Here is a 15,141-nt window from a genome sequence, read left to right on the forward strand (position 1 = left end):
TAACCCCCGTTCTGAACGGAGGGTTACAAGGCGCCTTTTTTGTTTATACGGGTTTCAGATGGCCAACCAAAACATACGCAGTGTGTGTCCCTATTGTGGCGTGGGCTGCGGCATCATCCTGCAGGTCGAGCACAATAAAGTGGTCAAGGTGATCGGCGACAAGGCCCATCCCACCAACTTCGGGCGCCTGTGCACCAAGGGCACCACCTGCGGCCAGGCCATCGCCGAGTCGGGCCGTATGGAGAACGCCTATGTGCGCCAGGCCCGCGACCATGACCCGGTGCGCCTCGGTATGGACAAGGCCATCAGCGAAACCGCCCGGCGCCTGCGCCAGACCCTCGACACACACGGCCCGGACGCGCTGGCCTTCTATGTATCAGGGCAGATGTCGCTGGAGTCCCAGTACCTGATCAACAAATTGGCCAAGGGCTTTGTGCGCACCGCCAACATCGAGTCCAATTCGCGCCTGTGCATGGCCAGCGCCGGCAGTGGCTACAAACTGTCCCTCGGTTCCGACGGCCCGCCGGGCTCCTATGAAGACTTCGACCGTGCCGACCTGTTCTTCGTGATCGGCGCGAACATGGCCGACTGTCACCCCATCCTGTTCCTGCGCATGATGGACCGGGTCAAGGCCGGGGCGAAACTGATCGTGGTCGACCCCCGGCGCAGCGCCACGGCGGACAAGGCCGACCTGTTCCTACCCATAAAACCGGGCACCGACCTGGCCCTGCTCAATGGCCTGTTGCACCTGCTGGTGAAAAACGGCCATACCGACCCTGCCTTCATCGCGGACTTCACCGAAGGCTGGGAAGCGATGCCGCCATTTCTGGAGGACTATTGCCCCGAGCACGTCGCCGCCATCACCGGCCTCGCCGAAGCCGATATCCGCCAAGCCGCCGACTGGATCGGCCAGGCCGCCGAGTGGATGAGCTGCTGGACCATGGGCCTCAACCAGAGCACCCACGGCACCTGGAACACCAACGCGCTGTGCAACCTGCACCTGGCCACCGGCGCCATCTGCCGCACGGGCAGCGGGCCGTTTTCCCTCACTGGCCAACCCAATGCGATGGGCGGGCGCGAAATGGGCTACATGGGCCCGGGCCTGCCGGGACAACGCTCGGTGCTCGTCGAGGCAGACCGCGCCTTTATCGAGGACCTGTGGCAAATCCCCCACGACAGCCTGCCGCGCCAGGCCGGCAGCGGCACGGTGGCGATGTTCGAGCAGATGGCCGCCGGGCAGATCAAGGCTTGTTGGATCATCTGCACCAACCCGGTGGCCAGCGTGCCCAACCGGCAAACCGTGATCAACGGCCTGCAAACCGCCGAACTGGTGATCAGCCAGGACGCCTTCCTCGACACCGAGACCAACCGCTACGCCGACATCCTGTTGCCCGGCGCGCTATGGGCCGAGGCCGAAGGCGTGATGATCAACTCCGAGCGCAACCTGACCCTCATGCAAAAAGCCGTGGACGCCCCCGGCGAGACCCTGCCCGACTGGCAGATCATCGCCCGGGTCGCCTGTGAGATGGGCTTTGCCGAGGCCTTTACCTATGCCTGCGCCGCCGAGGTGTTTGAAGAAATCAAACAGGCCTGGAACCCCAAGACCGGCTACGACATCCGTGGCGCCAGCTACCCGCGCCTGCTTGAAAACCCGGTGCAATGGCCCTGCGCTTCGGTTGACGCAGCGCACCGCAACCCGATCCGCTACCGCCATGGCGGCACCCTCGGCTTCGCCACCGAAAACGCCAAGGCGCGGTTCTTCGCTCGCCCGCATATGCCGCCCGCCGAGATGCCCGACGGCGCGTTTCCCTTCGTGCTCAATACGGGTCGCGTGCAGCACCAGTGGCACACCCTGACCAAGACCGGCAAGGTCGCCACCCTGAACAAACTCAACCCCGGCCCCTTCGTCGAACTGCACCCCGAAGACGCCGCCCGCCTGGGCATCAAGGACAAGGACCGGGTCGAAATACGCTCCCGGCGCGGCCACGCCGTGCTGCCTGCCGTGGTCACCGACCGCGTGCAGCCGGGCAACTGTTTTGCGCCGTTCCACTGGAACGACGTGTTCGGCGAACACCTGGCGATCAACGCGGTGACCCATGATGCGGTGGACCCGATTTCCCTGCAGCCGGAGTTCAAGTGCTGCGCCGTCGCCCTCAGCCGCGTGGAGCTGATCGACCACCAGTTCCTCGACCGCCCTTCCCCCGTAGCAGAGGACACCGCCATGTCGCGCCTCGACGCCTTCGCTGACATCACCGGCATCCGTCACCTATCGCCACCGGCCCTGAGCGACAGCGAACGCACCTACCTCGCCGGTTTTCTCAGCGGCCTGCACAGCAGCGCCGCACGCCAGGGTTTCGGCGTACCGACCCTGCCGGAAACTGCACCGTTGGCGGATGCCTCTCGCCTCTGGCTGAACGGCTTGCTCGCCGGCCTGTTCAGCCCTACAGAATCCCTCGCTGCGCCCTCCCCGGCCGTCACCCTGTTGTGGGCTTCGCAGACCGGCAACGCCGAAGCCTTGGCCGAACGCTTTGCCAAGCGCCTGCGCGAAACAGGCATCACCGTAGAACTGAGCGCGATGGCGGATTTCCCCGCGAGCAAGCTGGCAAGCACCCACACCCTGGCGCTGATCAGCAGTACCTTTGGCGACGGCGACCCGCCCGACAACGGCGAAGGTTTCTGGCACAGCCTGCGCACCGCCGAGACACGCCTGGAGTCGTTGCGCTTTGCGGTATTGGCTTTAGGCGACCCCAACTACGACCAGTTCTGCAACCACGGCAAGCAACTCGACCGGCGCCTGCTGGAACTGGGGGCAACCCGCCTGCTGGAACGGGTGGACTGCGACACTGAATTCGAAGCCGCCGCCGATGCCTGGCTGGCGCGGTTCCAGCAGACCCTCAACCCGGCAAAGCCGATGGCACCGGCCACCCCCGCCGGTAAAACCAAGCTGTACGGCTCACGCCTGTTGCTCAACCGCCACCTCAACCCGCACAGCGCGCACAAGGAAACCCGCCAGTTCGCCCTAGACCTGGCCGACTCCGGCCTGACCTATGAAGCCGGGGATGCCCTGGGCATACGGCCACGCAACTGCCCCGAACTGGTCAGCGAACTGCTCGACCTCACCCGCCTGAGCGCCAACGCCAGCGTGAACATCGACACCTTCGGCGATGTGCCGTTGCAACAGGCCCTCACCCAGCATTTTGAAATCGCCCGGCCCAGCAGCGACACCCTGGCCTTCATCGCCGAGCGCAGCGCCGACCCAGGCCTCAAGCACTTGCTCAAGCCCGAGCACAAGGCCGAACTCAATGACTGGCTGTGGGGCCGGCAACTGGCGGACGTGCTGCAGGAATACCCCATCGAATGCTCGGCGGATGAATTGCTAGGCACCCTCAAGCGCCTGCAACCACGCTTGTACTCCATCGCCTCCAGCGCCAAGGCCTACCCGCAGGAGGTGCACCTCACCGTGGCCGCCGTGCGCTATGGCAAGCGCAAAGGCGTGTCGTCGACCTTCCTCGCCGACCGCGCCGGTGACGGGGAAGTGCCTCTGTTCGTGCAGCCGTCGAAACACTTCCGCACGCCCAGCGACGGCGAGGTGCCGATGATCATGATCGGCCCCGGTACTGGCATCGCGCCGTTCCGTGGGTTCTTGCAGGAGCGCCGAGCGCTGGGTCATCAGGGGCGCAACTGGCTGTTCTTCGGCGAACAGCATGCCGCCAGCGACTTCTATTACCAGGACGAGTTGCAAGGTATGCAGCGCGATGGCCTGCTCACCCACCTGAGCCTGGCGTTCTCCCGCGATCAGACGCAGAAGATCTATGTGCAAGACCGCATCCGCGAACAGGGTGCCGAGCTATGGCGCTGGCTACAGGAGGGCGCCAGGCTGTACATCTGCGGCGATGCCAGCCACATGGCCAAAGACGTCGACCAGGCCTTGCGCCAGATCGCGCAAACCCACGGCGGGCTTGGCGTGGAAGGCGCCGTGGAGTACTGGCGGCAGTTGAGCGAACAGAAGCGTTATCTGCGTGATGTGTACTGATTGGATACAGAACAATATGCACTTTGTATTGTGTACAAAAAACCCTAAAGATTTACCGGTACCGGGCCGAAACAGCAGTGATAGCAAATCGCCTGAATCCTGATCAGGGAACGCAGCGATTTGGCCGCCCTTCACGCTGATGGTCGTCTCGATGAAAATAAAAAATAAGCTGGTCCTCGCATTTGTCTCCGTTGCATTTATTCCGGTAAGCCTGGTGGCCGTGATTTCGGTCATGAACACACGGACCCAGGCGGTGGATCAGTTCATCGATGGCAGTACCCGGGAGATCCGCCAGATCGATGGCAACATTCGCCAGTTCTTCGATGGCACGTTGCAAAACGTCGATCAGATGGCAACGGATCCTGTATACACGTCTGTCAGCACGCTAAAGAACTACCAGGCCGCCGATGCCGCCAGCCAGCCGCTGCCGGCCGAGGCGCAAGCGGTGATCGAGCGCTTCGCGCGCTTCGGCGCCACGCACCCGGCGGCGGCGATCCTGTCCATCGGCCTGGAAGACGGCACCTACGCCAAATGGCCGGATGACCCCCAGCTGGCCAAGTACGACCCGCGCACCCGCCCCTGGTACAAGGCGGCCATGGCCAGCCCCGGCAAGACCGTGCGCACCCCGGCTTATTACTATGACAAGGACGATGTAGCACTGGTGGGCACCGCCCGGGCGATGCTGGAGAACGGCAAGGCCAAGGGCGTGTTCGTGGTCAGCGTGTCGCTGAAAAACCTCACCGAACTGGTCAAGAGCATCAAGCTGGGCGAAAGCGGCTACGTAATGCTGATCGAAGACGGCGTGGTGCTGGTGGACCCGCGTGACGCTGCCCACAGCTTCAAGCCGCTCAAGGACCTGGGGGCGCCGTATGCGCAATTGGCCGACACGCCCCAAGGCTCCACCGAGGTGGTGATCGACGGCGTACGCTACATGGCCAACGTGTGGACCTCCCCCGGCCTCGGCTGGCGCTACATCGGCCTGATCGAACACCGCGAAGTCATGGCTGAAGCCACGCGCATGACCTACCTCACCGCGATCATCGTCGGCGTGCTGGTGCTGATCTTCGGGCTGATCGCGGCGGCGTTCTCCAAGGTCATCGTCAAGCCCATCGGCCAGGTCAGCACCGGGTTGCAGTCCATCGCCCAGGGCGAAGGTGACTTGCGCCACGAACTGCACGTACAGGGCAAGGATGAAACCGCCGAACTGGCCGGCTGGTTCAACAAGTTCCTCGCGGCGATCCGCCAACTGATCCAGCACATCGGCGCAGCCTCGGCCAATTTGCACAACGCCTCCAAGGTCAACAGCGAGGTGGCGCACAACATGAACGAGGCGGCCGGGCGCCAGCGTGAAGCGGTTGAATTGGTGTCCACCGCGTTCAATGAAATGGTCGCTACCGCCAACGAAGTCGCGCGTTCCTGCAGCGGCGCCGCGGAGTCCGCCGAGAATGGCCACCGTCGCGTGGCCGAAGGCAAGCAGCAGATCGAAGTCACCACCGACAACGTCAACCGCCTGGGGCGCCGGCTCACTGAGTCGTCCCAGGCCATGGTCGAGCTGGAAGCCGGCAGCCGCAGCATCAACCAGATCCTCGGCACCATCCGTGCGATTGCCGAACAGACCAACCTGCTGGCCCTCAACGCCGCCATCGAGGCCGCCCGTGCCGGCGACCAGGGCCGGGGTTTCGCCGTGGTGGCCGATGAAGTGCGTGCCCTGGCCAAGCGCACGTCCGACTCCACCGGTGAGATCGAGCAACTGCTCGGCACCCTGGAAAACAAGACCCAGGAAGTCACCCAGAAGATGGGCAGTTGCCTGGACTTGTCGCGGGCCAGTGTGTCGTCCATCGAAAGTGCGCGGGACAGCTTTGAAGGTATCCAGACGTCGGTGAACGAGATCCGCGACCAGAACCTGCAGATCTCCGCCGCCGCCGAGGAACAACACAGCGTGGCCGAAGAGATCAACCGGCATATCCAGCAGATCTACGACGAGGCGCGCCTGGTAGAGAGCCTGGCCAACTCGGCGCAGGATGACTCGGGGCGCTTGTCGACGCTGTCGGATGAACTCAATGGCTTGGTGGGGCGCTTCAAGTCCTGATGAAGTCGGCGATCTGGCGCCACATGGCAAACGCTCAGATGCGCGATTGCGCCGGGCTCATGGGTGATGCCTCTCGATCACCAGGCCTTCAGCCTCGCTCGGCACACTGAAATGGCGTGTAATCAGATCAAACTCAGCATCAGTGGCGGCAAAGTCGTGCTCACCCTGAGCGTTGCGCGCATGCAGCCTGGCCCGACAGGTGGCGTCATCCAGCTCCAGGTAGTGCAGGCAGTGCCGGGCCTTGGCGGCGTGTGCCAACCCCAGCAGCCATTCGCGACTGGCCACTGTATTGGCGGGGAAATCCAGCACCACGTTGAGGCCCGACTGCAGCACATTGATCACCAAGGGGCCCAGTACGCCGCGAATGCGCTGGGTGCATTTGATGTAATCCGCAATGGCGTGGATTTCACCGGGGTAAAGCGTGGCGAGCCAGTGGTCTTCGCTGAGCACAATGGCAGCGTGCTCAGTGGCGAGGGTCTTGGCGAGCGTGGACTTGCCGGAGGCGATCTTGCCGCAGAGCAAATGCAGGGTGGGCATGGGGCGGTTCCTTATGTCAGTCCCGCCAGCATGACCGCCATGGATTGATCACACAACGCCCCGTTTCCAATGCTCGTAGAACGCCAGGGCCGCGACATTCTTGTCCTTGGCTTCGAGCATGATGTCGAAGCGGTCGAGAAACTGCAGCGCATAATCGTTGGTCCAGCGGTTCCACATCTGTGCGCTGTGGGCGTACAGGTCGCGCTTGGACACCACCTGCAACAGCGCGTCCATTTCCAGCTTGTGTTCGGCGTCGAAGCCCAGCTCCTGCAGGCTCTCCTGGGGTTGGGAGTAGTGCATGGTCGGGCGCACGCCACGCCAGCTTTCAATCACCCGGGCGACCCGCTCCGAGTGGGGGTCGATGTAGTCGTTTTCGTTGATCCAGCAGTGGTGGATGTCCAGGACCACCGGTGCCAGGTCGGCGACTTGCAGGCAATGGTCCAGGCCATAGGTCTTTTCGTCGTTCTCGAACGTGATGCAGTTGCGTGCCACCTCCGACAGGCGCGACCACACCACGCGGGTGCCTTCCACACCGAGGCGGCCGGCGATATGCACGTTGCACTTGAGGTCCTGGAAGCGCCGGCCATAGCCCATCATGCGGATCATGTCGGCGTGGTATTCGAATTCGGCCAGGCTGTTTTCCACCACTCCGGGGTTTTCCGAACCGAGTACACAGTACTGGCCAGGGTGGAATGACAAACGGATATCCGAGGCGCGGGCCAGCTCGCCGATGGCGGCAAACCCCTCTATCAATTGACGCTCGATAGCCGGGTCCTGGTAGACGCTGGCCACTTTGGGGTGGCTGTAGAACGGCAACAGATCGCTGCTCAAGCGCAACATGCGCAAGGGCGACGGCAGTTCGGCGACATACGCCAACAAGCGTAATTGGGCGGCCAGGTTATGCGTGACCACTTCCACCAGTTTGTCCCGGGCCACCTGCGGTGTGACGCTGTCCATCCACCGCAACGTGGTGGTGCGTGGGTTGAACGGGCCTTCGATCAGCTTCTGGGCGCTGGCCGACAACAGCCGTTCGGGATGTTTGTATTGGCACGCGAAGCCAATGCGAGGGTGAGTCATGGAGGCGCCTGGCGTAGGAAAAAGGAGCGAATGATACGGGGTTAGTCCGGGGTCTACCCAGCGCGGTTCCCACTATTTCGAAACGTTTCACGCTGAACTTTCTCACCGGCGCTGCGTTCACTTCTTATGCGCTGCCCCGTCCAGGGGCGTTGTACAACAAGGAGCCGCCCCCGTATGACTACCCTCCCCGCCTACCGCTACGCCCCCGGGCCGCTGCATGCGACCTTGCTCGCCGGCACCGTGCCGTTGTTTCTCGGAGCCTTGCTCAGCGACATTGCCTACACCCAGACCTACCAGATTCAGTGGGCCAACTTCGCCTCCTGGCTGATCGCCGGTGCGTTGGTGTTCGCCGGTTTCGCGTTTCTGTTCGCGCTGGTCAACCTGCTGCGCGCCGAGCGCAAGGCCGGGCAACCCACGCGTTATGTGCTGTTGCTGTTGGCCACCTGGGTACTCGGCCTGGTCAATGCTTTCCAGCATGCCAAGGACGCCTACGCCTCGATGCCCGGCGGCCTGATCCTGTCGGCTATTGTCTTGCTGTTGACCCTGGCCGCCACCTGGACCGGCCTGCGTGCGGGAGGTGTCAAATGAAAACGTCCAACACATTGACGCTATTGAGCGCCGCCCTGCTGCTGACCGCCTGCGGTGGTGAAGGCGACAAGACCCAGGCCCGTGGCCCCGACCCCAAGTTGCCGGAACAGCAAAGCAGCCTGTTGCCGAGCATGAAGATCGCCGAGCCCGCGCCCTGGGGCGAGCAGAAACCCAAGGTGCCGGACGGCTACAGCATCACCGCGATTGCCACCGACCTGGCCATCCCGCGCCAGACCCTGGTGCTGCCCAACGGCGACATCCTGGTTGCCGAAGGCCGTGGCGGCAGTGCGGCCAAGCTCAAGCCCAAGGATGTGATCGCCAGCCTGATCAAGGCCGAGGGCAACACCAAGGTCAAGAGCGGCAACCGCCTGACCCTGCTGCGCGACGCCGATGGCGACGGCACCTACGAACTCAAGACCGTGTTCGCCGACAACCTCAATGCGCCCTACGGCCTGGCGTTTGCCAACGGCAAACTCTACGTGGCCAACCAAGACGCACTGGTGAGCTTCGACTACGCCGATGGCCAGACCAAAGCCAGCGGGCCGCCGAGCACAGTCACCGCCCTGCCGGCACAGATCAACCATCACTGGACCAAATCCCTGGCCGTGAGCGCCGATGGCAGCCAGCTCTACGTGGGCATCGGCTCCAACAGCAACGTCACCGAACGCGGCATGGAAGTCGAAATCGACCGCGCGATGGTCTGGCAGATCGACGCCGCCACCGGTGCGCACAAGCCCTACGCCACCGGCCTGCGCAACCCGACGGCACTGACCATCCAGCCGGACACCGGGCAACTGTGGACAGTGGTCAACGAGCGCGACGAACTGGGCCCGGACCTGGTACCGGACTACCTGACCTCCGTACGTGAAGGCGCGTTCTACGGCTGGCCCTACAGCTACTGGGGCCAGAACGTCGACCCGCGCGCCCAGCCGCAAAACCCGGCCAAGGTGGCCGCCGCGATCAAGCCGGACTACAGCCTGGGCTCCCACGTGGCCGCCCTCGGCGTGGACTTTTCCATCCCGCAGATGGGCGAGCAGTTTGCCGATGGCGTATTCGTCGGCGAGCACGGCAGCTGGAACCGCGACAACCCGGTGGGCTACAAGGTGATCTTCGTGCCGTTCAGCAATGGCAAGCCGTCCGGTGAGCCCATCGACTTCGCCACCGGCTTTCGCGGCGACGACGGCAAGACCCGTGGGCGCCCGGTGGGTGTGACGGTGGACCCGAAAGGTGCGCTGATCATTGCGGATGACCTGGCCAATACCGTCTGGCGGGTGACGCGCAACCGCTAAGCAAACTGTTTGACATGGTTGCCTTAAGCAACAATATAATTGCTTCAGGCAACCATTCGAGCATTCCAGCATGTCCACCCCTCTGCTTGTCGAGCGCGCCGGCATCGTGCGTGGTTTCAATCGTTTCTACACCCATCAAATCGGCGTACTGCAGGAACACCTGTTGCAAAGCGATTACTCGCTCACCGAAATCCGCGTGATGTACGAGCTGTCTACCCGTGGCGACCTCACCAGCGCTGACCTGTGCCAAATGCTCAGCCTGGACGCCGGTTATCTGAGCCGGCTGGTGGGCGGGCTGGAAAAACGCGGCCTGATCCAGAAAGTCCGCTCCGTGACCGACGCCCGTGCGGTGCAGTTGCACCTCACCGATCACGGCCGCGACGTGCTGGCACCTCTGGAGCAGCAAACCCAGGACGAAGTCATCACCCTGCTCGACAGCCTGCCCGAACCCCAGCAACGCCAGCTCACCGAAGCCATGAAGCGCATCCAGGCCCTGCTGCAAGGCACGGCGCCCAGCTATCTGCTACGCGATCCACAACCCGGCGACATGGGCGTGGTGGTGCAGCAACAGACCGCGTTGTATGCCCGTGAATATGGTTGGAACTGGGAGTTCGAAGCATTAGTAGCGGAGACGGTCGCCAAGTACCTGAGGGCGTTTGATCCAACCTGCGAGCGTTGCTGGATCGCGGAAAAGGACGGCGAAGTGGTGGGCTCGGTGTTCGTTATCCGCCACGGCGAAACCACAGCCCAACTGCGCATGCTCTACGTGGACGCCAGTGCGCGCGGCATGGGCATCGGCCAACGGCTGGTGGATGAGTGTGTGCGCTTTGCCCGGCAGGTCGGCTACCAACGCATGCAACTGTGGACGGTGGACATCCTCGGCGATGCACGCAAGCTGTATCAGAAGGCCGGGTTCGCGTTGGTCGAGGAAGAAACGATAGACAGCTTCGGCAAATCCCTGGTCAGCCAGACCTGGGCGCTCACGCTTTAAAGTGGTCCCGCGCCGTTGCGGCGCGGGACATAAGACCTTACAGGTCGGTGATTTCCTTGTGGCGCGGCACCAACGTCTTCATCACGCTCCAGGCCACCAGGTAGGCCAGCGCACAGATCGCGAACATGATCATGTAGCCGGTATGGATGTCGTTGATGGACTTGTAGTAGTCGAACACCCAGCCGCCGATCTTGGTCATCACCACGCCACCCAGGCCGCCGGCCATGCCGCCGATGCCGACCACCGAGGCCACGGTCTTCTGCGGGAACATGTCGGACACCGTGGTGAAGATGTTGCACGACCAGGCCTGGTGTGCCGAGGCGCCCACGCCGATCAACAGCACCGGCACCCAGAAGCTGATATAGCCCAACGGTTGCGCCAGCAAGACCACCAGCGGGAACAACGCGATCACCAGCATGGCTTTCATGCGCCCGTCATAGGGTGCATCGCCGCGCGCCATGAAGTAGCTGGGGAACCAGCCGCCACCGATGCTGCCGACCATGGTCATGCTGTACAGCACCGCCAGCGGCATGACGATATCCGCGCCTTTCATGCCGTACTGCGCTGACAGGTAGGTGGGCAGCCAGAACAGGAAGAACCACCACACGCCATCGGTCATGAACTTGCCGAAGGCAAAGGCCCAGGTCTGGCGATAGGTGAGCAACTTGAACCATGAGACCTTTTTCTCCACGGCGCTGGCCGCTACCGGGGTGAAGGGCTGCACGGTCTGGTCGCTGCGGATATAGGCCAGTTCTGCGGCCGACAGGCGTTTTTGCTCCTCCGGCTTGCGGTAGAGCGCGATCCACACCGCGACCCACACGAACCCGAGCCCGCCGATTACGATAAACGCCGCTTCCCAGCCCCACAGACCGGCAATCAACGGCACGCAGATCGGCGCCAGGATCGCGCCCACGTTGGCGCCGGAGTTGAAGATACCGGTGGCCAGCGAGCGTTCTTTCTTGGGGAAATACTCGGCGGTGGCCTTGATCGCAATCGGGAAGTTGCCCGCCTCGCCAATCGCCAGCACCGCACGGGACAGCATGAAGCCAGCAATCGACACCGGGATCACCGCCAGGCCAATCGCACCGCTGATGGCGGCGATGCCCTCGCCCATCGGCACCGAGAACGCATGCATGATGGCGCCCGTGGACCAGATACCAATCGCCACCACATAGGCCGCCTTGGTGCCGATCTTGTCGACAAAGCGCCCGGCGAACAGCATCGAGATCGCATAGACAAACTGGAACACCGCCGCAATGTTCGCGTAGTCGGTGTTGCTCCAGCCAAATTGCGTGGACAGCTGCGGCGCGAGCAGGCTGAGCACCTGGCGGTCGAGGTAGTTGACGGTCGTTGCGAAGAACAGCATCGCGCAGATGGTCCAGCGATAGTTGCCTACCGCTTGGCCAACGCGGTGCGCGTGGATGGGCTCGTTCAAGTTCATGGCATCACTTTTTATTTTTGTTAGGTAGGACATATGTAACGTCATATGTCGTCGTACAACTGCGACTTTTATATCGGGCCGCCTACCGGCTGTCAATCTGAAAGATTGCCGTTTATCGAGGTATTGCGAGGGTCATTGAAAGGTCAGGTCTATGCAGTTGTAGGATGACAAATGCGCATGACCAGGCTGGGCGCCTTGCCCCGTACATCGTCGAGCACGCCAAACGGCTGCATGCCGATCTTTTCCAGCACCCGGATCGAGGCCCCGTGATCCGGTCGCACCAGCCCGAACACCTCGGGCAACCCCAGGCTGTCGAATGCCAGCGCCAACGCGTCATGCCCCAACTCGGTGGCATAGCCCTGCCCCCAGGCTTCCACCGCAAAGCGGTAACCCAGGTTGATGCGCCGCTCGGTCAGGTAGTCGAGGGGCGCGATACCGCCGAAGCCGATGATGTGGTCCGGCGCCTCGCGCCGTGCAATCGCCCACCAGCCGTACCCTTGGGTCGCCCACTGTGCGAGCCAGTGATCCAACTGGCGTTGCGCCATCTCCAGGCTGGCCATGGGGCCTGATGGATTGAACAGGTTGGTCTGCGGGTCGCCGAAGATCGCGAACAATCGCTGCAGGTCGTTCGCTTGTGGTTGGCGATAGGTCAGGCGTGAGCCGGCGGACATGCGGATTACTCCTCTGTGGCTGTAGTGAGCGGGCTTGCCCCGCGCTGGGGCGCGAAGCGGCCCTAACACCAAGCACCGCATTTTGTCTGAAGAAATGCGGTGATTACATTGGGGTGGCTGCGCCACCCAGCGCGGGGCAAGCCCGCTCACCACAACAGGTCCGCTCACCACTAAGCCCGCTCACCGCAAAGAATGCAAAAAAAGCAAAATACGGGTGAATTATTTCATGTCCACTTGTATCTGAAGTGACAGAGCGGTGCCATCGCAGTGATGGCGCCTCCCCTGTTCTGCTTTAGAGTGCCCCGCATGAAATTACGTAAGAAAAGCGTCAAGCCCATCGGATTGAAAGACATCACCATCGTCGACGACACCAAGGTGCGCAAGGCGATTACCGCCGCCGCCCTGGGTAACGCCATGGAATGGTTCGACTTTGGCGTCTACGGTTTTGTCGCCTATGTGCTGGGCAAAGTATTCTTCCCTGACGCCTCACCCAGCGTACAAATGATCGCTGCACTCGGCACCTTCTCGGTGCCGTTCCTGATCCGCCCCCTGGGTGGCCTGTTCTTTGGTGCACTGGGCGATAAATACGGGCGGCAAAAGGTCCTGGCCGCGACCATCGTGATCATGTCCCTGAGCACCTTCGCCATCGGCCTGATCCCCTCCTACGCCTCGATTGGCATCTGGGCGCCGATCCTGCTGCTGCTGTGCAAAATGGCCCAGGGCTTCTCGGTGGGTGGCGAATACACCGGTGCGTCGATCTTCGTCGCAGAATATGCGCCGGACCGCAAGCGCGGCTTCCTCGGCAGCTGGCTGGACTTCGGCTCCATCGCCGGCTTCGTGCTGGGCGCCGGCGTGGTGGTGCTGATTTCCAGCATCCTGGGCGAAGCCGACTTCGAGTCGTGGGGCTGGCGCCTGCCGTTCTTCCTTGCCCTGCCCCTGGGTATCATCGGCCTGTACCTGCGTCACGCCCTAGAGGAAACCCCGGCGTTCCAGCAGCACATGGACAAAATGGAACAAGGCGACCGCGAAGGCCTGACCCACGGTCCCAAAGTCTCGTTCAAGGAGGTCGCGACCAAGCACTGGCGCAGCCTGCTGACCTGCATCGGTATCGTCGCAGCCACCAACGTGACCTATTACATGCTGCTCACCTACATGCCGAGCTACCTGTCCCATAACCTGCACTACAAAGAAAACAGCGGTGTGCTGATCATCATCGCGATCATGGTCGGCATGCTGTTCGTGCAGCCGTTCATCGGTTTTATCAGCGACAAGATCGGCCGCAAGCCGTTCATCATCGCCGGCAGCATCGGCCTGCTGTTCCTGTCCATTCCCGCCTTTATGCTGATCACCAGTGGCAAAATCGGGCTGATCTTCGCCGGGCTGCTGATCCTCGCGGTGATCCTCAACTTCTTTATCGGCGTTATGGCCTCGACCCTCCCGGCGATGTTCCCGACCCACTTGCGCTACAGTGCATTAGCCAGCGCGTTCAATGTCTCGGTATTGATCGCCGGCGTTACGCCGACCGCCGTGGCCTGGCTGGTGGAAAGCACCAACGACCTGTACATGCCGGCCTACTACCTGATGGTATTTGCCGTGGTCGGCCTGGTCACCGGCCTGACCATGAAGGAAACCGCCAACAAGCCATTGCGTGGCGCCGCACCGGCGGCGTCGGACATGGAAGAAGCCAAGGAGTTGTTGCAGGAACATCACGACAATATCGAGCAGAAGATCGAAGACATCGACGCCGAGATTGCCGAACTGGAAGCCAAGCGTCAGAACCTGGTGCAGCAGCATCCGCGTATCAACTAAGGCCTGACCCTGCATGGCGGCCCCAGCCGCCGCCATGCTTCTGGAGAGTTCAACCATGGTTCCAAGCGTCACCGCACCACAGTCGTTGCTCAGCGCAGATGAACGCGCCGCCATCGCCGAAATAGAAGCCACCACCAGCATCCTGCAACTGGTCACCCGCCTGACCGGCATGCGCTTCGCCGGCATCGCCAAATTCACCGACCTGGAATGGGTGGTCTGCTCTGTGCACGACACCGTCGACATGGGCATTCACGTCGACGACGTACTCGACCTGGAAACCACGCTGTGCAGCGAGTTCTGTATCAACCCACAGACCCTGTTCATCCCGCAGATCAGCCAGAGCGGCCGCTTCGCCGCGCGCCCGGTGGTCAAGCAATTCGCCATCGAAAGCTACGCTGGTGCACCGATCTTCCTGCCCGACGGCCGTCTGTTCGGCGCACTGTGCGCGCTGGATTCGCGGGCGATGCTGTTCGAAGACCCCAACCTGCCGGAAACCCTGAGCCTGTTTGCGCGGCTGATCGGGTGCATTTTCTTTGCCAACCTGACGCCCCGTGACACCTGATCGTTCAGCTTTTCAAGCGCGCTGCCGATAGCCTGGGATACCCCTGACTTGCAG

General features: G+C 62.5%; 11 protein-coding genes and 1 pseudogene. 8 read left to right on the forward strand and 4 right to left on the reverse strand.

Annotation, left to right across the window (positions count from 1 at the left end; all coding sequences use genetic code 11):
• The first annotated feature begins 58 nt into the window (after window positions 1-58).
• The 3 genes and pseudogenes from NL123_RS17290 to NL123_RS17300 all read left to right on the forward strand — a co-directional run bounded on the left by NL123_RS17290 (window position 59) and on the right by NL123_RS17300 (window position 6,122).
• Complete coding sequence (locus NL123_RS17290) at window positions 59-4,033, forward strand: bifunctional nitrate reductase/sulfite reductase flavoprotein subunit alpha (protein ID WP_494355899.1); 3,975 nt, start codon at window positions 59-61, stop codon at window positions 4,031-4,033.
• A 232-nt stretch (window positions 4,034-4,265) separates the two neighbouring features.
• Window positions 4,266-5,219 (forward strand): annotated as a pseudogene (locus tag NL123_RS17295) (cache domain-containing protein); the annotation flags it as partial.
• A gap of 198 nt (window positions 5,220-5,417) precedes the next feature.
• Entirely contained in the window at window positions 5,418-6,122 is a 705-nt protein-coding gene (locus NL123_RS17300; RefSeq protein WP_428842195.1) for a methyl-accepting chemotaxis protein, read from the forward strand.
• 57 nt (window positions 6,123-6,179) lie between these two features.
• Here the strand turns inward: NL123_RS17300 and NL123_RS17305 are convergent, their stop codons facing one another.
• Together NL123_RS17305 and NL123_RS17310 are read right to left on the reverse strand one after the other, a co-directional pair.
• Window positions 6,180-6,659: a P-loop nucleotide/nucleoside kinase family protein gene (locus NL123_RS17305; protein WP_248481261.1), complete on the reverse strand. Its 480-nt coding sequence runs from the start codon at window positions 6,657-6,659 to the stop codon at window positions 6,180-6,182.
• 48 nt (window positions 6,660-6,707) lie between these two features.
• A complete protein-coding gene (locus NL123_RS17310) occupies window positions 6,708-7,736 on the reverse strand; it encodes a UV damage endonuclease UvsE (protein WP_494355900.1) in 1,029 nt (342 codons plus the stop codon).
• Between the two features lie 174 nt (window positions 7,737-7,910).
• On the opposite strand from NL123_RS17310, the gene NL123_RS17315 reads away from it, so the two are divergent.
• The 3 genes from NL123_RS17315 (at window position 7,911) to NL123_RS17325 (ending at window position 10,604) form a co-directional block, all read left to right on the forward strand.
• Window positions 7,911-8,324, forward strand: a complete 414-nt coding sequence (locus tag NL123_RS17315; RefSeq protein WP_248481259.1) for a DUF2231 domain-containing protein — start codon at window positions 7,911-7,913, stop codon at window positions 8,322-8,324.
• Complete coding sequence (locus tag NL123_RS17320) at window positions 8,321-9,613, forward strand: PQQ-dependent sugar dehydrogenase (RefSeq protein WP_248481258.1); 1,293 nt, start codon at window positions 8,321-8,323, stop codon at window positions 9,611-9,613. Before NL123_RS17315 ends, NL123_RS17320 begins: the two co-directional genes overlap by 4 nt.
• Before the next feature lie 70 nt (window positions 9,614-9,683).
• Window positions 9,684-10,604, forward strand: a complete 921-nt coding sequence (locus NL123_RS17325; protein WP_248481257.1) for a bifunctional helix-turn-helix transcriptional regulator/GNAT family N-acetyltransferase — start codon at window positions 9,684-9,686, stop codon at window positions 10,602-10,604.
• A gap of 37 nt (window positions 10,605-10,641) precedes the next feature.
• On the opposite strand, the gene NL123_RS17330 is transcribed toward NL123_RS17325, so the two are convergent.
• Together NL123_RS17330 and NL123_RS17335 are read right to left on the reverse strand one after the other, a co-directional pair.
• Window positions 10,642-12,045, reverse strand: coding sequence for an MFS transporter (locus NL123_RS17330; protein ID WP_248481256.1), 1,404 nt, complete (start codon window positions 12,043-12,045; stop codon window positions 10,642-10,644).
• A 149-nt stretch (window positions 12,046-12,194) separates the two neighbouring features.
• Window positions 12,195-12,716, reverse strand: coding sequence for a GNAT family N-acetyltransferase (locus NL123_RS17335; RefSeq protein ID WP_248481254.1), 522 nt, complete (start codon window positions 12,714-12,716; stop codon window positions 12,195-12,197).
• Window positions 12,717-13,022: 306 nt separating this feature from the next.
• On the opposite strand from NL123_RS17335, the gene proP reads away from it, so the two are divergent.
• The gene (gene proP / locus NL123_RS17340; protein ID WP_494355901.1) at window positions 13,023-14,525 is read left to right on the forward strand and encodes a glycine betaine/L-proline transporter ProP; all 1,503 of its coding nucleotides are present in this window, start codon (window positions 13,023-13,025) and stop codon (window positions 14,523-14,525) included.
• Window positions 14,526-14,580: 55 nt separating this feature from the next.
• Complete coding sequence (locus tag NL123_RS17345; RefSeq protein WP_071495405.1) at window positions 14,581-15,087, forward strand: GAF domain-containing protein; 507 nt, start codon at window positions 14,581-14,583, stop codon at window positions 15,085-15,087.
• Window positions 15,088-15,141 lie beyond the last annotated feature (54 nt).

It is taken from the genome of Pseudomonas sp. FBCC-B1565 (assembly GCF_059133265.1).